Raw genomic sequence first — 18,468 nt, forward strand, 5'->3', positions numbered from 1 at the left:
CGCTGATAAGTTAAATTTGTCCGTTAAGCTTGCGTAAGTTCGCTACCACGTTAGAAAGTTGCTGTTTGCTGTTGTCTAGGTCGGCATCAGCAAGGTTCTGTTGGGCTTCTTGCAGTACTAGCGAAGCGATATTTGCACATGTATCAACGGTGTCTAAAGATTTTTCTGTTAGCACGACTAACTTACTTCGACTATCCGTTGGCGAAGGTTTCCTCTCTGTCCAACCGCGCTTTTCAAGCCCATCAATTGATCGACTGACGCTCGATTTTTCTAAGTACAACAGTTCACAAATCTGACTTTGAGAAAGGGCACCGTTGTTTCGTAACAGCAACACGACACCCCATTGTTCTGCTGTCATATTAATACCAGCATCTTTGAAACGGGTAGTGAGTAATCGGTTAAACAGACGACTAGCAAGCCCCGTAAGGTGACCGAGAGACTGATGATGGTTGTATTGGGACATGGAAAATTTTACCAAATAACATGAACGAACAATATGGTTGTATACACAACTATATTGGGCGATGTCAAATTCGTTTGAAGAAAATGCTACTAGCTTGTGCTTATCGTTGGGTTGATGTGTCAGATTGAGGTGCTAATGAAAATTGGTGAGGTAGCTTCGAAAACTTCGGCCAGTCGAATGTTTGCGCCTGATGCACCGAGTTGGGGAGCAAGCTTCATTAAAGGTAGGGGAGTTGCAGTCCTCTCTTTACTTATTCAGTTTAAATGTGTTTTTTGTTTACATTACAAATGGTTAGATTTTAATTCTTTTCATTCGAAACACTTTTCTCAAGAAGTTCATGATAAATCAATGAGATTGATCTTTTTGATTGGCAATGATCAAATGTGTCTTTACTAAAACTGTACGGTACAGTACAGTTTGTGAAAATCATAAAATGGGTTTCAAACATGAAGAAGAAAGTTATCGCCTTGTCGCTTGTTGTTGGTTCGTTATTTGCTGCTGGCTGTGCCTTATACCAGCCGAATACTGTAATGACGGATAACGCATATGTTCATTCAGACGTTACGGCCATTTCACCTGAGGTTGGGGGGCAAGTAAGCGAAATCTTTGTCAAAGATAACCAGTGGGTAAGAGAAGGAACTCCTTTGTTTGTCATTGATGATGAAGACTTTATTGCCAACCAAGAAATTGCTCGAGCAGCACTAGACGTTGCGAAATCTGAGCTTACTGCAAATCAAATCAAAACGGATATGCAGTTAATGAAAATTGAGCAGGCGAAGCAAGGTATTCGCCGCGCGAGTGCAAATGCCGAACACCAAGCGGCGGAGTTTCAACGTCTTTCTCGTTTGGTACAAAAGCAATCTGTGAGCAAAAATCAGTTTGAAGCACAAAAAACGCGATCTATTGAAGCAAGCAGTAATCTTGAAACCGCTAAATTGGGCTTAGCTGCTGAGCAAAAACAGCTCGACACATTGATGACTGAGAAGTTGCAACTGACAGCACAGCGTAAAAAAGCAGAAGCAAACTTACGACTAGCTAATATTTCACTGGAAAGAACCACGGTGCGTGCGCCATTCGATGGCTATGTGGCAGATAGACAAGTGCAAGTCGGCAAGTTTGTACAACCAGGAATGGGGCTCATCGTGATGGTGCCAGATTATGTTTGGATAGAGGCAAACTTTAAAGAAACACAACTTGAGAACGTTGTGCCTGGGCAAGAGGTTGAAGTGGTATTGGATATGTTTCCAAACCATCCATTGCATGGCCGTGTTTCTTCGATCACCCCGGCGACTGGTGCACAGTTTAGTTTATTGCCACCTCAAAATGCGACAGGCAATTTCGTAAAAGTAGTACAACGTGTACCAGTACGTATTGAGCTAGAGATCCCTCAAGAGTTGAGTCAACGAGTCTATCCGGGGTTGTCTGCAGAAGTATCGATCGAGACCGCGGCACAAGGTTAACTGCAATGGAAAAACGTTCACCGCTGCTGATTTTGACGCTTTTTGCGATTGCTGCTTTTGGTATTAACTCCGTGATGTTTACCGAGTTATCGTATGAGATGGCGGCAACGTCAGGCTTATCTGTCGATGAAGTTGCTCTGGTTAAAGTCGGCTTTATGATTACTCAGGTATTAGGTTTTATATTCACACCAATATTGGTGCGTAGATTGGGTACGTTAATTCTCTTACATGCCATTTTATTGGTAGGTCTAGCGAGCAATCTTGTACTTTACTGGGGCGGACAGCAAGAACTGGTGTTCACTCTGACTTGGCTCTCGAGTGGCTTTTTTATGAGCATGTTAATGGTGGTATTAAACCTTTACTTGCTCCACTTCTTTGAACAGCGTTGGCTACCTGCCATTATCGCTTTAACGCTAGTATTCTCAACCTTGCTACCGATCGGCGCTTACCCTTGGGTAGTGGCCAATATTGTCGAAATTTTTGACTGGTCACTGTTGTGTGTCGTGTCGGCTTGGCTGTACTTCTCTGCCTTGGTAATTGCATGCATCTACAATCCAAAGTCGATTCAAATCGAGGCCGAACCCAAATCTGGCTGTTCGTTTTATTTAGTTTTTGCCCTGACAATAAGCCTCGTTGTATTTCTATTGATGAGAGGCAGTTATTACAACTGGTTTGACTCGGAATGGTTTGTTAAAGCCTCTTCGATTGCCGCGGCTCTGACTTTATTAGTGGTGTATTACTTTGTGAGAACCAGTCCTTTAAATACAGCATCAATACAGCTGCATAGTAAGTTGAAAACTAATGTTTTTATGTACAACGCTTTTTTGGCAGGTTTTGCTGTTATGGCGAGCAATGTGTTGTTTACTAGCTTTTTGAAAATGGCGTTGCAGTACAACAACCTTAATGCTGGATATGCCCAATTGCCGGCATTTTATGCCATGCTAGGTGGTATGCTAGTCAGTGTGCTGGTGTATTACTTCCGCCGTCCATTAGCGGATGCCGTCGTCCCGTTTGGTGTGGTGATGATTATACTTTCGGTACATAAGTTTAGTCAGTTACCTAGCTTTGCTGGTACGGAATCTTTGTCCGTTCCGATGATGTTGCGTGGGTTTGGTGTCGGCTTATTGAATGTGTCTGTGACCATTGCAGTCTTGATGTACTTCCAGGTCGGGCAGCGTTTAGAAGGCATCGCCAATTTCTACCTCTTTCGTACCATTGGTGGTGTGATCGCTGGTGCCGTGTTCTCACGGGTAATGCAAAGCCATAGTGCACAAGCTGCTGGAGAGATTGGCCGAACGCTAGATGATGTGAATCATGCTTTTGGTGCTTATAAAAATGCGTTGAGCAGTACGATTCTGACTCATGGACACTTGCCAAATTCGGCATTAGGAATGAGCCAAATTAGTTCTGTTGTCAAAGAGCAGGCGACCACTCTAGCACTGAGTAATTCATTATTGATGTTTATTATCTCGGTCTTTGCTCTCGCGCCAATCTTAATAATCGGTAAAAAGCTGGCGGCGAAGCGAGAGATTCACTAAGCCATAGAAACAACAAGGGAGCGATGATGCTCCCTTTTATATTCAGTGAGTTTATCTTTGGTATAGATTTAGGAAGGCGGTGACCGCTTTTTTCGTATGTGCATCTAACTCTTCATCTGTCGGAAAATCGAAGCCAATTAGTGCCATGTTCTGGTAATCAAGTTTAATTAATGCAAGTAGTTGCTCACAAGCGAGGTCGGCATTTTTAACATCGAGTTGTGAGCTGACAGTTTCACTCTTTAAAAAGTCGATGAGGTATTGATGAATGCGATGCGGCCCTGTCTGCCAGAATTGATTTGGTACGGAATCATGTTTGTTGAAGTCAGCCGAAACGATCCGATAAAGTGATAGCATAGGATTGGAGCATACACCTTTTAGGTACTTCTTGGCGAAGTCATTCAATGTTTCTTGTAAAGGCTCCGATTGCTTGTCGGCAAGCTGGAAGACGGACTCTAAGCTGGTTTTGGTATTGTATGCTAAAACTTCAACAAATAACCCTTCTTTGTTCGAAAAATAGCGATATAACGTCTGCTTTGAGCCTCCACAAATCGCGACGATTTGATCGAGTGATGTGTCTTTGTAACCTTGTTTTATAAAAAGGTCAGTGGCAACTTTGATGATTCGAGTTCGTTTCTTTTCGGTAGATATGCGCATAAATAAATCAACCTAAGCAAAAATCCACCTTTGTTGTGGCTGGCGTGGTTTCTTACCGAGCTCTAGGTGGTTTAGAGATGAAAGTAAAACTGTCCAGTACAGTACCACTATTGACGTTAGTAAACACGACTTTTCATGAACCAAGTGCTTCTGAACCAAGTGCTTCATTGAGACAAGCAAAAGTAGGCAAATTCGATATGCTGAAACCTATAGCGAAGGATGACACATTTAAAAATATCATTATGTATAGAAAAGTGGTAACCGTTCTTCGTACGATAGCCTTTACTCTCGAAATCATGTTAGTTCAGCGTCTTATCGGACTCCAATGATGCCAACCAACGAAGCACTTCGGCGGTTGCCTCAATAAGATCACTTGGGATGTACTGGTCGACGTTGCCGTCCGCGTATAGTGCACGGGCTAGAGGGACTTTTTGCATCACAGGAACGCCTTCCTCTTTAGCGATTGCGATCATACGTTTGGCTACCGCATCGGTTTCCATCAAGGTGATGACGGGCAGGGGCGTTTCGTCTTTCTTGTAATAAAGACCAACTGCTATATGTGTTGGGTTTGTAACTAATACATTAGAACGTTTAACGTTTTCGCGTTGATTGGAGGCTTGTAGCTCTTGGTGCAACTGACGACGTTTACTTTTGATTTCAGGGCTGCCTTCCATCTCTTTGTATTCGCGTTTCACTTCGTCCTTGCTCATTTTGAGTTTCTTCGTGTGGTCAAATTTTTGGTACGCAAAATCAGCTGCAGCGATGACGATGAAACCTACCGAAGAGATAATCATTAATTGTTTAATCATGACACCAGTAATGGTCGGGACACATTCTAGCCCGCAAGTTGGAATTTGCATCAAAGCGTTGATGTTACCGCGTAAGGTCACCCAGATAATGCAGGAAAGAAGAGAGACTTTAAGGATCGACTTGATAAACTCAATCACGCTCTTAAGCGAAAAAATGCGTTTGGCACCTTCGACGGGATTGATCTTTTTGATATCTGGTTTAACGGATTCACCACTAAATAGGAAGCCGAACTGCCCCATATTGGAAAAGATGGCGACGAGTGCAGCAACCAGAATAATCGGGGCGAGTAGATAGGCAATTTCTTTTGCGATGGCAATAGCGACATCGACTAGCGCATCTTGGAAGCCCTGATAAGCAAGCTTACTTGGTAGGAGAATAAGCGCTGAGATGTGCGACATGTAATAATCGGCGAACGCAAACAGTACAATTATGAGCGCCAAAATTAATGCAGACGATACGATTTCTAGGCTTTTGGCTACCTGACCTTTCTGCCTGGCATCGCGTAACTTTTTTGCGGTGGGTTGCTCTGTTTTTTCTGCGCTCATAAAGAATCCTAAGCGTTATTGCCAAATGGTATTGAGTTGTTCTGCGAATCGGGTAATGCCATAAAATTGCACTTCAAAGTGATCCATCATTAGCCCGAGATACACGATCAGTAAAACACTCGCGATGGCACTTTTTATTGGCATGGCAAGGAAAAAAACATTCAATTGCGGTGCAAAACGACTGATAAGCGCCAGACCAAACTCAGCAAGAAACATTGCCAACACTAATGGAGCGGACATCAACACACCAAGCCACATAAGCTGTTCAAATTGCGCGTAGAAGAAGCTTACCCATGCATCGCTAACGGTTGGGAAAAAGTCCACGATCGGCCAAGATGTGTAGCTTTTGAATAACGCATAGATAAAAGTGACAAAGCCCCCGCCAGAGAAGAACAGGGTAATCAACGTTTGGGTCAGCAACACTGCGGTTGGCGTCGATTGCGAGCCTAGCGTTGGGTTAAACATACTTGCCATGGCAGCACCACGTTGGTTGTCGACCAGAAAGCCAGCCGCTTCTATTGCCCAAAAGGGGATAGCAGCAACAAACCCGATCAATAGCCCAATTAATACCTCCTTACCCAAAATCACTATCAGCCAAATACCGTCGGTTTCTGCGGGCAAGCTTTGCTGATTAATCATCGGAAATATAAACAGTGCGAGTGAGCAAAGCACACCATTTCTCACCATGGTGCCGCCTAGCATTTGCTTGCTCAAAATAGGCAAAAAGATGAAGCATGCCATTAACCGAGGCAACGTCAGGCTGTACAAAAATAAGGCCTGGTGTAAGTCGTGATAACTCATCGTATTTGAGGAATTTTATCCATGGCAAGCGAGGCGAAGGCGTGGAGCTCTGCCCCTAGCCACTGCGTTGTGACGAACAGCGTAATAATGACCGCGATAAGCTTGACCACAAACCCCAACGTTTGCTCTTGGACCTGAGTGAGCGCCTGAATAAGCGATACCAATGTGCCGACCAACGCTGCGACTAAAATCGGCGGTAACGACAAGTACAAAACTAGGGTTAATGCTTGAGTCGTGAAATGAATGATTTCAGCAGAATGCATACTTTCTCCGTGATTAACCGTAACTCAGCACTAAGCCGTGAGTGAGTTTCGTCCAGCCGTCAAGCAAGACAAAGAGTAACAATTTGAAGGGGAGGGAAATCGTCATTGGCGATACCATCATCATGCCCATGGCGAGCAAGATATTCGATACAATTAGGTCGATAGCGATGAACGGTAAGTACAATAGAAAGCCAATTTCAAAAGCACGGGTAAGCTCACTGACCGTAAACGCTGGCAGCAACAGCAACAAGCTATCTGACTCTAAACGGTCCACGTACTTTTGAGGCCATAATGTGCGCGCAGCATCGGTAAAGAATATGGCTTCGGTTTCCCGAATATGTTTTTTCAAAAACTCTCGATAAGGCTGTAAACCGCTTTCAATGAGGCCTTCTACACTTGCAGAATCTTCGAGGGAGATATCATGCTGCTTTACGTAGTCGTAGGTTTCAAACCCGACGGGAGCCATGATGAAAATAGACAAAATGATCGCCAATCCGTACAGCGCCATGTTCGGTGGAATTTGCTGTACACCGAGAGCGTTACGCAGCAGTGAGAATACAACGGCGAGTTTTACAAACGACGTCGCCATCATCGCGATAAATGGGATCAGTGCCAGCAGTGCTAAGCTGACAATGAGATTGAGCTCGTCAGGTAACTGGATCATGCTGGCTCCTGCGTGCCACCAAACAGTTCCAGTACGCGCACACCTAAATGCTCATTAACATTAACCAGTTCACACTCACCGACGATTTTGCCGTTGGCACGCAATGTTACCGGCTTAGATACAGGTTGGTTTAGCTCGAATACGTACCCAGGCTGAAGCTGGTTAAGCTGTTCTAGAGTGATGGTTTGATGGCCGATATCAAACGTGAGTTCCACGGGCAGTTGCTGGTGGTCGGTTAACATTTCTGAAGTGTTTAGGTCATTCATATTGGTTTCTTTTTCAATAATGTGAAGAATTTGGTCATCCAGTTGGCAGCGCCAGAGATTCTGGTTAGATACTTGAAAAATGGCTTGTTGTTGGGCGATATAACAATCGTCAAAAAAGATCACATCTCCCAGTTCGAGCGAATTAAATTCGCTTAACATTAAATGGGTCTTTCCAAGGCTTAACCACACAGGTAAAGCGAGATGTCGCGCCTGAAGAGAATCGCTGTTTGGTAGTGCATCCAACAGCACGTTTGCTCCTTCGCTAACCCACAAACAAAGAGAGCCGTTAGGTTTATTGAGGGTTAACATCAAGGTATGCTCTTGAACTTGGCTCGACTCTAACGGTTGTAACTGGCTAAGAATGGGCAACTGACCAAATAGTGCTTTGAATGCCTCACTATGCGGTTCAATCTGAGAACTCAAAAGTGCTAACTGGAGCGAGTTGGGCAGTGACTCGAATGCAGTGGCATTCAGAGTAGACTCAAGCCATTTCTGGAGTTGCGCACGACAAAAATCCACTTGGATCGTTTGCCCTCCAATCAACGTGGTTAAACGGAATCCTTCAAATGAAGGGATTTGAGAAACAGTAATCGATACGCTCTGACCATCAGCCCCTTGGAAATGGCATTGCTTTGCACAAAGTTGATTACTGAGCGCAATACTGTCTGAATCGACTTTGGGTATCGTTAACGGCGTCATAGGTCATTCTCCGCTTGCCATTCTTCATACACGCTACGTTTCTGGCGTGAGTGTTGTTGTTCATTCTGTTGTTGATCGAACTGCTGAGTTTGTTCGCTGATCGCTAGACGAAGTGGCTGATCACCGCCAAATCGGTTTAGGCGTTCGGCAAGATCTTGTCTAGCTTGCTGGCTAATAATGGAAAGGGCATGCTCTTGTCGAATCGTCACGCTATAACCTTGCGTGTCCAACTTGATGTGGATTTCGCCACCTTTTAATTGTCCTTCACTCAGAAACAGCCGAACCTCTTTGTTGTCCGATGCGGTTGGCAGAGAAACATAGATTTTGTCCACCAATTGTTGGAGTAACGTATTTACTTCTCGTACAGGGGCCGGCTGAGCCTGTGAAGCGACACTCTTTAAAATGACATCGCCTTGTGTTGCCGCGCTCGCAAGGTGTTGAGGTTCTGCTTTTTCGTCATCCGCTTTAACGGCCACTAGTGCGCTTTTCGTCTCGACTTTCTCAAGCGATTTAGTTTCAGAACGACTATCGTTTTTATCTGTTAGTTTGCCTGTGTCTTGTAGTCGCTGCGTTGCACGCTTATTGTGTGTCGTTTCGGTTTGTTTCGTCGTGAAGTTGGCATTGTTAATTGCATCTTGAGCGAGCGATTTCCCTACGGCCTTTTTAGGGAGAGAACCGTCGAGAGAAGCTTGTGCTTGAGAATGGGTGCCTGCGCGCTCAAGCGAGGATGAGTTTGGAGCCTGATCGCTCTCAAGTTTCTTATCTTTCTCATGCAATTTACTGTTTTCAATTAGGTGTTCTTCGCTATTTGTTGCGTCGTCTTGTGGTTTCTCTACGCCTCTCTTGGTGACGACGTCACTTTTGCCTTTTGATGTGGCGGTATTTCTATAAGTGCTGGCTTCTTGGTTAGAAAGTTTCGATTGTTTGTCTAGGCTTTGAGATGCTTCATGTCTTAACGGAAGGCTCTCGTCTCTGCTCTGAGTGTCTTTTTTGCTCGCAACGGTAGATTCTTCTTCCTTGCTAGGTTTCTCCGTCATTGCACGCTCGAACTGTGATTGAAGCTCAACCTCTCGTTCCAGGGGCTTTTTTTCTGGCGTTGATTTGTACAGCGTATTCGGTGTTTCTTCTGTTGGAGTAATGCGCATAATGAACCTTTAGATAATATCGACAGTGCGAAACTCTTCTTGTTCGAGTTCTTCTTGGTATTGTCTTTCTCGCGACTGTTCCGCGAGTTCTTGTTGTTGCAACTGAACGAATTTTTCTTTGGTTTTATGGGCTTGCCGTGCCTCTTTTTGTTTTTCTTTAAGTACCGAACGTTCGTACTCAAGCGCTTTTTTTGCTTCGGCAACGCGCTGTTTAAGCTCGGCTTCTCGCTCTCTCAACAACGCGATTTCTTGTCTCAATGTTTCCAACTCTTTGAGAACGAGTGTGTGTTGCTTTGCTTTGGCAAAACGTCGTTCTTCTTCTTCCTGACGCCAAACGTGATAGTCCGCTACGGAACGTTCGGCCTTTTGAACCTGTGCTGCCGAATTTGATACTCGGTATTCTTGGCGCTTAACGGCTTTATCCGCACGTTCCGCTCGAATTTGTTTGATCTCTAGTAACCGTTCGATCATTGGTTCGCCATCCCTTTTAGTTGAGCGATAGCACCATCAAGATCACTTGGCTCATGCGTTCCTTGACGTAAAAAGGCGCGTATATCATCACTTTGTGCAATCGCCATATCTGCTCGGCTATCTGCCCCATGCTGGTACTCGCCAATTTTTATCAGTAGCTCAACTTCTTCGTACTTGGCTAACATTTCGCGAAGGTGAGCAGCAGACGCCTGATGATCAGGTTCAACGATTTGATTCATCACGCGGCTTGCTGATCGGAGTACATCAATGGCGGGATAATGGTTCATTGCCGCAAGTTTGCGTGAGAGAATGATGTGCCCATCTAAAATGGAGCGAGTTTCATCGGCGACAGGTTCTGTCATGTCGTCGCCTTCAACCAACACGGTGTACAGCGCTGTAATTGACCCTTTGTCAGATTGGCCGGCTCGTTCCATCAGCTTTGGCAAAGCGGCAAAAACGGAAGGCGGATAGCCACGTCGTGTTGGTGGCTCGCCTGCGGCTAGTCCAATTTCTCTCTGTGCGCGGGCGAAACGCGTTACAGAATCCATCAGCAGTAACACGCGTTTACCTTGGTCACGAAAATATTCAGCAATAGAAGTGGCAACAAAAGCGGCTTTGGCACGTTCCATGGCCGGGCGATCGGATGTCGCGACCACTAAAACCGATTTGGCCATTCCTTCTTCGCCCAAGTCATGCTCAATAAACTCTCGTACTTCGCGTCCGCGTTCACCAATCAAGGCGAGAACGGTCACGTCGACGTCTGCGGATCGAATCAGTTTTGCCAGTAGGGTACTTTTACCACCGCCCGCCGCTGCAAAAATGCCCATGCGCTGACCTTCACCACAGGTCAGTAGTCCATCAATGGATCGAACCCCAAGAGAGATTGGCTTTTCAATCAGTTTACGTTGCATTGGTGGTGGCGCATCGCGATAAACCGGATACCAAGCACTTGGTTCCTGGCTTTGCGTACCATCGAAAGGACGCCCAAGCCCATCAAGCGTTGTACCTAACAGGTGATCGCCAACACCGACTTCATGCATTTTTCCCATTGGGCTAACTTCTGTATTTGAGGAAATTCCAAACATATTTCCTAACGGTGTGAGCAGAGCGTGATGCTGTTGAAAGCCAACGACTTCCGCTAATAAAGACAGAGTTTGATCAGGATTACGCAACTCACACAGCTCACCAACACGAACGCCGGGGACAACGGCCTTGATGATGGTGCCGGTTACTTGCGTAACGCGCCCGCGAATTTGGATCAGACGAGTTTGCCTGATCGCAGATTGTTGGATATCAGTGATGTATGAGAAATCGTTCAAGGTAAAAATATGCGCAATGATTGATGTTGGGAGGATAGAAAGGATGAGGGGGTATTTATAGTGAATATCAGTCGGGAGTTTTTAGAAAACTGAAAACGCACTAAAAAAACACGTCTGATTTTGACAGCTTCGAGAAAGCGCACTTCCTATAATTCGCCTGTATTGTACGGAAGGAGTGCAAGTGAATGAGTATTATCAACAATCATATCGCAACAAACCCGAAGTTTGATGCGTCTATCCAAAACGGGTTGGAATCGTCTCGTACCGACGCTTCACGAAAAGGCAATTACCGCGGTGAAACGGTCCGTGTTCACAATGCCACACAATCACTTTTTGATGCGATGGAAGAGCTCACTTCACTCGGTTCCGAAAAAGCAGAAAAAGATTTGACCAAGCGTAAAGTGAAAGACAGTGGCGTTCGAGTTAATGAAGCGCACGAACTCGTTTCTGACTATCTGCGAAAAGTCCCTGATCTTGAAAAGAACCAAAAGATCAAAGATCTGGCTGCAAAAATGGCGGGAGGAAATATCTCGACCATCGCTCAATTGCAAGCTTATTTGAATGGATTTTCAGAGGAGAAAAGCCATCAATACCTTGCGTTAAAAGCCGTTAAAAAGTTTTTGAGTGCGAGCCCAGAAAGTAAACATCTACTAGCGCTGATTGACCAAGCGATTCTGAGAATCGAGCAAAACCCAGATTCTTGGGCTCAAATTGATACGGAAATTCGCGTCTCAAACTTTGCTGATGAGTACAGCCAAGAGCAAGAGTTTAGCTCATTACATCAGCTGCGCGGTTTCTATCGCGATACCGTTCATAGCTATCAAGGGCTCGGCGCTGCTTATCAAGACGTAGTGGCGCGCTTTGGTGAGCAGGAGGTATCGACCGCTGTTGACTTTATGCTGCAAGGCATGAGTGCAGATCTTAGTGTTCAAGGCAGCAGTATCGACTCGGTTAAGTTGCAGTGGTTGATGTCCGATATGCAAAAACTCAAAACTCTGAATACGTTGCAAGATCGCGTGAGTCAGTTGTTCCAAATGTTTAAACCGGAAAGGACGAGTTATGGCTTATCAAGTTTCTAATTTGATGGCTGATGTGATTGCGTTGGTAGAGCAGCGATGGGTAAGCAGTGATGAGATTTGGAAAGTCGCCAACGCAATGGAATTGACGGCGGTACAACAAAAAATCGATTTTTTTCGAGAGTTCCACAAGTTAGTTCGCGCAATCCCAATTGACGTATTCGCCGATGAAGAACAACGACAGAATTTAATCCAAGCGGTACAAAAGGCGCTAGACGAAGCCATTGATATAGAAGAAGAGGAAGCGTGGGAAGATGAGTTGGATTGATGCATCCGTCAATGAATTTTGCCGAGGAATGGGGCTCGATGCCGTCGATTTCTCATCAGCTGGACGGGTGCAGCTGGATTTTGAGCAAAGCGGTACACTACATATTGAGCGACACGGGGAGCAGCTATTCTTTATGTTGTCTCAAGCGTTATCTTGGCATCAAACCAGTGACATCATTCAAAGCGCACTCAGTTTGTGTCATACCGATCAAGGCTGGCCTTTCGAAATTAAAACTGGTTTGTTAGATGAGCAAACTTTGGTTTTTTCCGCGCGGTTAAACGGAGAAGAGGTCACGCTTCCGACTTTAGAACAAGCGTTTACGCTTTTGGTTCGTCTACATAACGATGTGGCAACCTCATGACTCGAGTAAGCACTTTAAACGTAGGCATAGAAGCCTTCACGCATGTTACGCATAGTGAGGTTAAGGCCGATTTCCCTGAACGGTTTCAATTACTTCCGGATGGACAGGCGGTCGCTACACATTTAGAGAAGCTCTATGACCTCAGGCCTTCAGACCAATACCTAATCGCGTTAACCAAGCCAAAATTGTTGCACTCAGAGTTGCTGCGTCCAGAAAAATACCGTCAACAATTTGATGAAACGTTAGCTCAGTTGCAAGTTCTTGCACAGGATTCAGGCTCCGCTTCTTTTATCAAAGCATCCGAAACGTTACAAAGTACGCAACTTGATCAGCGTTACCTCACTATGGCGCTCAATCTCCTTATCCAGGTCTAACCAACATGAAGTTGAGATCCAAAGACATTGAACTGTTGCTTGTTCACGCTGCACTACAAGTTCAATACCAAAAGCCAGAGCATGCTATCTCTATTCTCGAGGCGGTTTTAGAGATAGACCCGCAACACAAAGAGGCGATGCAAACGCTCGCAGTGGCGTGTTTACAAAGTGGTCGATATGCCCGTGCGGTTGAGGTATGTGAGCACTTATTAAAATCCGACCTTAAACCTGATTCGGCAGGACTCTGGTTTTGCTTAAGCCAAGCTCGTTGGAAACAAAACGACGTCGATGGGGCACGCCAAGCGCACCGACGCTATCTGCAATCTTTAAATAGTGAATCACATGAATAAGTTGATCGATATTTTAAACAAGGTGGGGCAACGTAAAGACATTATGCTTGCTGTGATGTTGCTCGCGATCGTCTTTATGATGATATTGCCACTGCCTACCGCGCTGGTGGATGTGCTGATTGGCACCAACATGAGTATTGCGGTGGTGCTGCTTATGTTAGCGATTTACATCACTACGCCGCTTGAGTTCTCTGCGTTTCCCGCGGTGCTACTGATCACGACATTGTTTCGTTTGTCTTTATCCATCACGACAACCCGTTTGATCTTGCTGCAAGGCGATGCTGGTCAAATCGTTTATACCTTCGGTAACTTTGTCGTGGGCGGTAACTTGGTGGTCGGTATTGTTGTTTTCCTGATCATTACTATTGTCCAGTTTATGGTGATCACCAAAGGCTCGGAGAGGGTTGCAGAAGTTAGTGCGCGATTCTCACTTGATGCGATGCCTGGTAAGCAGATGAGTATTGACGGTGACATGCGCGCTGGGGTGATTGACGTACACGAAGCACGGCACCGACGATCACTGATTGAAAAAGAAAGCCAAATGTATGGCTCGATGGATGGCGCGATGAAGTTCGTTAAAGGCGACTCCATTGCCGGTCTGGTCATCATTGTGGTCAACATCTTAGGTGGCGTCACTATCGGGGTTACGCAAAAAGGTATGAGTGCTTCTGAAGCGCTTGAGCTGTTTGCGATTTTGACCGTTGGCGATGGTTTGGTATCGCAAATTCCGGCACTGTTTATCGCGATTACGGCCGGTATTATCGTGACGCGTGTATCTCATGAAGACTCTTCTGATCTTGGCTCGGACATTGGTGGGCAGGTCATTGCTCAGCCACGTGCGCTTCTTATTGGCGGTGTGCTTTTGGTGCTGTTCGCACTGATTCCTGGTTTTCCAAAAATTACTTTTCTGGTCTTGGCCACAGTGGTTGGTGGTGGTGGTTTCTTCCTTTTCTATCAACAGAAAAAACAGACTGAATCAGATAGTACCGACTTATCAAGCTTTGTTTCGCAAGGGGCGGGTTCACCAGCAGCGAAGCCAAGCAAACCAACCCCATCTAGAAACAGTAAAGGAAAATTAGGTGAGCAAGAAGAGTTCGCTATGACGGTCCCACTCTTGATCGATCTTGACGCGAGCCTTCAGGAAAGCTTGGAAGCGGTCGCATTGAATGAAGAGCTAGCAAGGGTGAGGCGCGCACTATATCTCGATCTCGGCGTGCCTTTCCCGGGTATCCACCTGCGTTTTAACGAGGGGATGCAAAATGGCGAATATTTAATTCAGTTACAAGAAGTTCCGGTTGCACGAGGACGAATTGTAAAAGACCAACTCTTGGTGACAGAAGGGAATGAGCAGATCGACTTATTAGGCGTGCCTTATGAGCAAGATGAAGATTTTCTACCCGGTATTTCTAGCATTTGGGTGGCACAAAGTTACGAGCAAAAACTCACGACTAGCCATGTCGGCTTTCTCACACCCGACAGAATTTTAACGTACCACTTGTCTCATGTTCTCAAGGAGTACGCACAAGACTTTATTGGTATTCAGGAGACGCGTTATCTATTGGAGCAGATGGAAGGCAGTTATTCGGAGCTTGTTAAAGAGGCCCAGCGTATTGTTCCGTTGCAAAAAATGACGGAAATCTTGCAACGCTTGGTTTCTGAAGACATTTCTATCCGAAACCTTCGCGTGATCTTGGAAGCGATGGTTGAGTGGGGCCAAAAAGAGAAAGATGTTGTACAGCTGACGGAGTACATTCGTTCCAGCTTAAAACGTTACATTTGCTACAAATACGCGAGCGGACAAAACATGTTGCCCGCTTACTTATTGGATCAAAGTCTCGAAGACACAATACGCAGCGGTATTCGTCAAACCTCAGCAGGGAGTTACTTGGCGTTAGATCCGTCAGTAACGCAACAATTTGTCAGTGATGTGAAACAGACCATTGGTGACTTAAGCCGCATGCCGAATAAGCCTGTGTTAGTTGTGTCTATGGATGTACGCCGATATGTGCGAAAGCTTATTGAATCGGAGTACTACGATCTGCCCGTTTTGTCATTTCAAGAATTAACTCAGCAAATCAATATTCAGCCACTTGGAAGGGTGGGGATGTAATGAAAACAAAACTAATGCTCTCGCTCGCGCAAGCGGGGATCGAAGTGACGCCATACTTTTGGCAAAAAAGTGAAATTCAACTTGGTTATCGAATTGAAGTTGAGGGTTTAGAGCTCGTTTTTCGTGTGGAGGACGGTGAAATCATCATCGTTCTTTTGAAACGTGTGCATCCAAACCTAGGGTTGAGTAACCCTTTTGCAGGCTTATTTCTCTTAGCTGAGCATGCTATTCAACTTTATCCCTCCGATTGGGTCATTCGCGGAAACGTTGATGTATTACGTGGTAGCAATATGAGCAGCCAGCGATTGGCACAGTTCTATCTAAAAGCATGCGGTGCAAGCCATGATGAGCTAGAAGACTGGTACTGTTTACGCCTAGCAGATTATAGACCTTTGAAAAAGTTGAAAAAGTAAAAACTCACGACTGTTACTGACAGCACCGATGAGATGACCCGCTTTAAGATAGGAATCAAGATGAAGCAACCGTTTACCGATGCGATTGAGAACGCTGAGCTTGCCATTAGAAAAGCTGAAGACAGAACCGATATTTTTAACGAGCTATTGGAAGGCTTAGGTGTTGGTCCTGTTGCGGGTGATGTTTTACTTGGCGGCATAAAAGCGCCAGTAAATACCATGAAACGTGCAGAGCAAGAGCTAATAGACGAAGTCCAGCGCCGCCGGCAACAACAAAATCAGCTACAAGGTACGTCAGGTAAACGCAGAAAGCGTCCCACAGTGATGCGCGGCATGATGATTTAGAGGTTTGGAAATGACGAATATGAAAACGACTGGCTCTACGACAGGAGCAACAGACACAGCTGCGAGTAGTGCACCATTACCCACTTTCCAACAAAACTTGATAGAGGCATTTACCCCTGTACTGGGTGAAGCAGAGACTCAGCAACTTGCCTCTCTAATCTCTTCATTGCCAACTATCTCGGGACAAACGGAATCACAAAGCATCGCGCTTTATGTTGATACACTTGAAAACCTAAAAGCGAAAAATAACGCGTTTGCTGGTATATCATTGACCGACACCGCATCTGTTTGGATAAAGTCGCTACAAAGTGCTAATTCAGATGGCGAATTAACCGCAGCCGAGTTCAATGCTCAAACAAACCAAACGCTATCAAATCAGTTTCAGTCTTGGTTTAGTAAGTTACTGACGGAAAACGTAGATAGCTCGTTATCTACTGAGTTTGTTAGTCAATTTAATTTGGGCACTCAGAGTAACCAAGCGGAGCAGATCGCCAACCTCTCCGAGACAGGTCTGGCTAATGCCACCAAAGAAATTTCTCTTTTTGTTGCAGAGCTTGCTAATCAAATGAGCTCCCGTGAAGTGAGAGATGCTTCTATTTCTTTTCTTCGCAATGCCTTTAGTAGCTTAGGTTCCCTTAATCTCGCGCAACTGAAGATCTCGGACTTCCTGTTGACTAAAGAGAGTTTCGCTCTTCAAGTCTCAGCTCAATTAAAAAGTAGTTTTCAAGGTATCGGTATTACTTTAAGCACCGATGACGCAAGTGCGCTAGCTAACAGAATTACATGGACTCCTGGTATTTCTAAACAGCAGCTTAAAGAAGCGTTAGATGAAATGGCCGCTCAAGTGAAAGGCCAATATAGCGCAGCTTATGGGGAGGCGGCTGGAACAAACAACCTAAAAGCAGCACTTAACACCGTCATTGGCGGAACCGAGCCTTTGACCCTTTCTAGTCTGTTCGCCAACTTCGCGGTGAGTTTAACAAATATAGAAATCGACGACTTTTACCAGGACAGCGCGATAGCCGATGTCCAAAAGACACAAATAACGTCAGCTCAAGTTACTTTGATCAAAGAAAACACCGAACGAGACATCCGATTACAGTTTGAAAAAATAGTAAAAGATGAATCTACCGGGGCTTCATTTGCTGAGCGATACGAGGCATTGCGCAAGAACTTAGGGGCATTGAAAGAGCGTCTACTCAATATCACCGACAAAGAGAAAGCGGATCGCGAGGTGAGAGCAGAGCACTCTCTAACGGCTCGTGATTTGTTGGCCGTTGTTGAATCTAGCATTGGTGATCGTTTTGATGAGCAAGTGCTGCTTGCACTAAATGAGCGTCGTGTTAACCGTTTAGAGAAACGTAATCAGCAAAAAGAGGAGCTTCAATCTTTTACAGCGAGGCTAAAAATCTTTGGTGAAGTGCAGTCTTTGGTTCATAGCAAACAAAGCGGAGGCGGTACATATGGTGAAAGTTATAACCCTAAAGATTATACCTTTGACTATAGCAGTTTTAACTACAGTTCAAGAGAAGAGTTCTACAAATCACCTGAGTTAAAACATCTAGCGGAAGTTTTCCGTAGTGATAAAGGGTGGGGATCCCCTGGACCAGGTAAGACTCTAAGACTGAACAACAGTTACATCGATTTTGATGCAATACGCAGAGACAACGTTGATACCGATAGTGTCTACAAGAGTGCCGACACTTATGGGGTAGAGTTTGTTTTTACCAAAGAAAACATTGAGAAATATATTAAGCCCGAATACCAAGCTCTTGATGGTGGAGTAAATCCCGCTCCTGAAGATGTAAGGGTCACTCACCTTATGTTTTTAAAGTATGAAGGTGTCGATGTAAAAGATCAGAGCTATCAAGATGGTGAAAAGGTTAAAAAACTATCTAACTTTTCCAGTTCGATCAGTGACAAATCCAAACTACTCAACGACGAAGTTCAAATCAAAACGACAGAGCTAAATGATACAAGCTCCCAATACAACTCGACCGTTGAAGCGATGAACAAGTTTGTTCAGAAGTACCACAGTATTTTACAAGAAATCCTACGAGCCATTTAAGGATA

General features: G+C 45.1%; 21 protein-coding genes. 11 read left to right on the plus strand and 10 right to left on the minus strand.

Translation table 11 applies throughout. From position 1 onward, the window contains the following. Nucleotides 1–10: 10 nt before the first annotated feature. Nucleotides 11–463: a MarR family transcriptional regulator gene (locus MSG33_RS08930; protein WP_248380709.1), complete on the minus strand. Its 453-nt coding sequence runs from the start codon at nt 461–463 to the stop codon at nt 11–13. Between the two features lie 446 nt (nt 464–909). On the opposite strand from MSG33_RS08930, the gene MSG33_RS08935 reads away from it, so the two are divergent. Both MSG33_RS08935 and MSG33_RS08940 read left to right on the plus strand, forming a co-directional pair. After that, nucleotides 910–1,923: an HlyD family secretion protein gene (locus MSG33_RS08935; RefSeq protein ID WP_005395128.1), complete on the plus strand. Its 1,014-nt coding sequence runs from the start codon at nt 910–912 to the stop codon at nt 1,921–1,923. Nucleotides 1,924–1,928: 5 nt separating this feature from the next. After that, nucleotides 1,929–3,461 (plus strand): MFS transporter, encoded by a 1,533-nt coding sequence (locus tag MSG33_RS08940; protein WP_248380711.1) that lies wholly within the window; start codon nt 1,929–1,931, stop codon nt 3,459–3,461. Nucleotides 3,462–3,512: 51 nt separating this feature from the next. Here MSG33_RS08940 and MSG33_RS08945 read toward each other — a convergent pair whose 3' ends face one another. The 9 genes from MSG33_RS08945 to vscN form a co-directional block, all read right to left on the minus strand. Further along, nucleotides 3,513–4,115 (minus strand): TetR/AcrR family transcriptional regulator, encoded by a 603-nt coding sequence (locus tag MSG33_RS08945; RefSeq protein WP_248380713.1) that lies wholly within the window; start codon nt 4,113–4,115, stop codon nt 3,513–3,515. Nucleotides 4,116–4,414: 299 nt separating this feature from the next. Next, nucleotides 4,415–5,470, minus strand: coding sequence for a type III secretion system export apparatus subunit SctU (vscU, locus tag MSG33_RS08950; RefSeq protein ID WP_248380715.1), 1,056 nt, complete (start codon nt 5,468–5,470; stop codon nt 4,415–4,417). 15 nt (nt 5,471–5,485) lie between these two features. After that, the gene (gene sctT / locus MSG33_RS08955; RefSeq protein WP_031780447.1) at nt 5,486–6,271 is read right to left on the minus strand and encodes a type III secretion system export apparatus subunit SctT; all 786 of its coding nucleotides are present in this window, start codon (nt 6,269–6,271) and stop codon (nt 5,486–5,488) included. Continuing rightward, nucleotides 6,268–6,534, minus strand: a complete 267-nt coding sequence (gene vscS / locus MSG33_RS08960; protein ID WP_005377227.1) for a SctS family type III secretion system export apparatus subunit VscS — start codon at nt 6,532–6,534, stop codon at nt 6,268–6,270. The genes sctT and vscS overlap by 4 nt, the downstream gene beginning before the upstream one ends. A gap of 13 nt (nt 6,535–6,547) precedes the next feature. Further along, complete coding sequence (vscR, locus tag MSG33_RS08965; protein ID WP_005377232.1) at nt 6,548–7,198, minus strand: SctR family type III secretion system export apparatus subunit VscR; 651 nt, start codon at nt 7,196–7,198, stop codon at nt 6,548–6,550. Beyond that, on the minus strand, nt 7,195–8,163 hold the full coding sequence (sctQ, locus tag MSG33_RS08970; protein WP_203342390.1) for a type III secretion system cytoplasmic ring protein SctQ: 969 nt from the start codon (nt 8,161–8,163) through the stop codon (nt 7,195–7,197). The genes vscR and sctQ overlap by 4 nt, the downstream gene beginning before the upstream one ends. Continuing rightward, nucleotides 8,160–9,308 (minus strand): type III secretion system needle length determinant, encoded by a 1,149-nt coding sequence (locus tag MSG33_RS08975; RefSeq protein WP_248380717.1) that lies wholly within the window; start codon nt 9,306–9,308, stop codon nt 8,160–8,162. Before MSG33_RS08975 ends, sctQ begins: the two co-directional genes overlap by 4 nt. Before the next feature lie 9 nt (nt 9,309–9,317). Next, entirely contained in the window at nt 9,318–9,779 is a 462-nt protein-coding gene (locus MSG33_RS08980; protein WP_048626446.1) for a type III secretion protein, read from the minus strand. After that, a complete protein-coding gene (gene vscN, locus MSG33_RS08985; RefSeq protein WP_005395117.1) occupies nt 9,776–11,098 on the minus strand; it encodes a SctN family type III secretion system ATPase VscN in 1,323 nt (440 codons plus the stop codon). The genes MSG33_RS08980 and vscN overlap by 4 nt, the downstream gene beginning before the upstream one ends. 185 nt (nt 11,099–11,283) lie before the next feature. Between vscN and sctW the strand changes: the two genes are divergently transcribed. From sctW to MSG33_RS09030, 9 genes are read left to right on the plus strand one after another with little or no spacing between them, the layout of a single operon-like run. Further along, complete coding sequence (sctW, locus tag MSG33_RS08990) at nt 11,284–12,177, plus strand: type III secretion system gatekeeper subunit SctW (RefSeq protein WP_048626445.1); 894 nt, start codon at nt 11,284–11,286, stop codon at nt 12,175–12,177. Further along, nucleotides 12,158–12,442 carry a TyeA family type III secretion system gatekeeper subunit gene (locus MSG33_RS08995; protein WP_012841775.1) on the plus strand — a complete coding sequence of 95 codons (285 nt, stop codon included), beginning with the start codon at nt 12,158–12,160 and terminating at the stop codon, nt 12,440–12,442. The genes sctW and MSG33_RS08995 overlap by 20 nt, the downstream gene beginning before the upstream one ends. Further along, nucleotides 12,429–12,803, plus strand: a complete 375-nt coding sequence (gene sycN, locus MSG33_RS09000; RefSeq protein ID WP_248380720.1) for a type III secretion chaperone SycN — start codon at nt 12,429–12,431, stop codon at nt 12,801–12,803. Before MSG33_RS08995 ends, sycN begins: the two co-directional genes overlap by 14 nt. Further along, nucleotides 12,800–13,177 carry a type III secretion system protein VscX gene (gene vscX, locus MSG33_RS09005; RefSeq protein WP_005377246.1) on the plus strand — a complete coding sequence of 126 codons (378 nt, stop codon included), beginning with the start codon at nt 12,800–12,802 and terminating at the stop codon, nt 13,175–13,177. The genes sycN and vscX overlap by 4 nt, the downstream gene beginning before the upstream one ends. A 5-nt stretch (nt 13,178–13,182) precedes the next feature. After that, nucleotides 13,183–13,527: a tetratricopeptide repeat protein gene (vscY, locus tag MSG33_RS09010; protein WP_248380722.1), complete on the plus strand. Its 345-nt coding sequence runs from the start codon at nt 13,183–13,185 to the stop codon at nt 13,525–13,527. Further along, the gene (gene vcrD / locus MSG33_RS09015) at nt 13,511–15,637 is read left to right on the plus strand and encodes a SctV family type III secretion system export apparatus subunit VcrD (RefSeq protein WP_281190183.1); all 2,127 of its coding nucleotides are present in this window, start codon (nt 13,511–13,513) and stop codon (nt 15,635–15,637) included. The genes vscY and vcrD overlap by 17 nt, the downstream gene beginning before the upstream one ends. After that, on the plus strand, nt 15,637–16,050 hold the full coding sequence (locus tag MSG33_RS09020; protein WP_248380726.1) for an LcrR family type III secretion system chaperone: 414 nt from the start codon (nt 15,637–15,639) through the stop codon (nt 16,048–16,050). The genes vcrD and MSG33_RS09020 overlap by 1 nt, the downstream gene beginning before the upstream one ends. A 60-nt stretch (nt 16,051–16,110) precedes the next feature. Beyond that, entirely contained in the window at nt 16,111–16,395 is a 285-nt protein-coding gene (locus tag MSG33_RS09025) for an LcrG family type III secretion system chaperone (RefSeq protein ID WP_054867031.1), read from the plus strand. 19 nt (nt 16,396–16,414) lie between these two features. Beyond that, nucleotides 16,415–18,463, plus strand: a complete 2,049-nt coding sequence (locus MSG33_RS09030) for a virulence-associated V antigen (RefSeq protein ID WP_281190184.1) — start codon at nt 16,415–16,417, stop codon at nt 18,461–18,463. The last annotated feature ends 5 nt before the right edge of the window (nt 18,464–18,468 follow it).

It is taken from the genome of Vibrio sp. 1CM7H, assembly GCF_023161645.1.
Classification (GTDB): Bacteria; Pseudomonadota; Gammaproteobacteria; order Enterobacterales; family Vibrionaceae; genus Vibrio; species Vibrio diabolicus.

Coding starts and splice junctions, on each gene's coding strand:
- MSG33_RS08930 (WP_248380709.1), bottom strand. CDS start 463: ATGTCCCAATACAACCATCATCAGTCTCTCGGTCACCTTACGGGGCTT.
- MSG33_RS08935 (WP_005395128.1), top strand. CDS start 910: ATGAAGAAGAAAGTTATCGCCTTGTCGCTTGTTGTTGGTTCGTTATTT.
- MSG33_RS08940 (WP_248380711.1), top strand. CDS start 1,929: ATGGAAAAACGTTCACCGCTGCTGATTTTGACGCTTTTTGCGATTGCT.
- MSG33_RS08945 (WP_248380713.1), bottom strand. CDS start 4,115: ATGCGCATATCTACCGAAAAGAAACGAACTCGAATCATCAAAGTTGCC.
- vscU (WP_248380715.1), bottom strand. CDS start 5,470: ATGAGCGCAGAAAAAACAGAGCAACCCACCGCAAAAAAGTTACGCGAT.
- sctT (WP_031780447.1), bottom strand. CDS start 6,271: ATGAGTTATCACGACTTACACCAGGCCTTATTTTTGTACAGCCTGACG.
- vscS (WP_005377227.1), bottom strand. CDS start 6,534: ATGCATTCTGCTGAAATCATTCATTTCACGACTCAAGCATTAACCCTA.
- vscR (WP_005377232.1), bottom strand. CDS start 7,198: ATGATCCAGTTACCTGACGAGCTCAATCTCATTGTCAGCTTAGCACTG.
- sctQ (WP_203342390.1), bottom strand. CDS start 8,163: ATGACGCCGTTAACGATACCCAAAGTCGATTCAGACAGTATTGCGCTC.
- MSG33_RS08975 (WP_248380717.1), bottom strand. CDS start 9,308: ATGCGCATTACTCCAACAGAAGAAACACCGAATACGCTGTACAAATCA.
- MSG33_RS08980 (WP_048626446.1), bottom strand. CDS start 9,779: ATGATCGAACGGTTACTAGAGATCAAACAAATTCGAGCGGAACGTGCG.
- sctW (WP_048626445.1), top strand. CDS start 11,284: ATGAGTATTATCAACAATCATATCGCAACAAACCCGAAGTTTGATGCG.
- MSG33_RS08995 (WP_012841775.1), top strand. CDS start 12,158: ATGGCTTATCAAGTTTCTAATTTGATGGCTGATGTGATTGCGTTGGTA.
- sycN (WP_248380720.1), top strand. CDS start 12,429: ATGAGTTGGATTGATGCATCCGTCAATGAATTTTGCCGAGGAATGGGG.
- vscX (WP_005377246.1), top strand. CDS start 12,800: ATGACTCGAGTAAGCACTTTAAACGTAGGCATAGAAGCCTTCACGCAT.
- vscY (WP_248380722.1), top strand. CDS start 13,183: ATGAAGTTGAGATCCAAAGACATTGAACTGTTGCTTGTTCACGCTGCA.
- MSG33_RS09020 (WP_248380726.1), top strand. CDS start 15,637: ATGAAAACAAAACTAATGCTCTCGCTCGCGCAAGCGGGGATCGAAGTG.
- MSG33_RS09025 (WP_054867031.1), top strand. CDS start 16,111: ATGAAGCAACCGTTTACCGATGCGATTGAGAACGCTGAGCTTGCCATT.
- MSG33_RS09030 (WP_281190184.1), top strand. CDS start 16,415: ATGAAAACGACTGGCTCTACGACAGGAGCAACAGACACAGCTGCGAGT.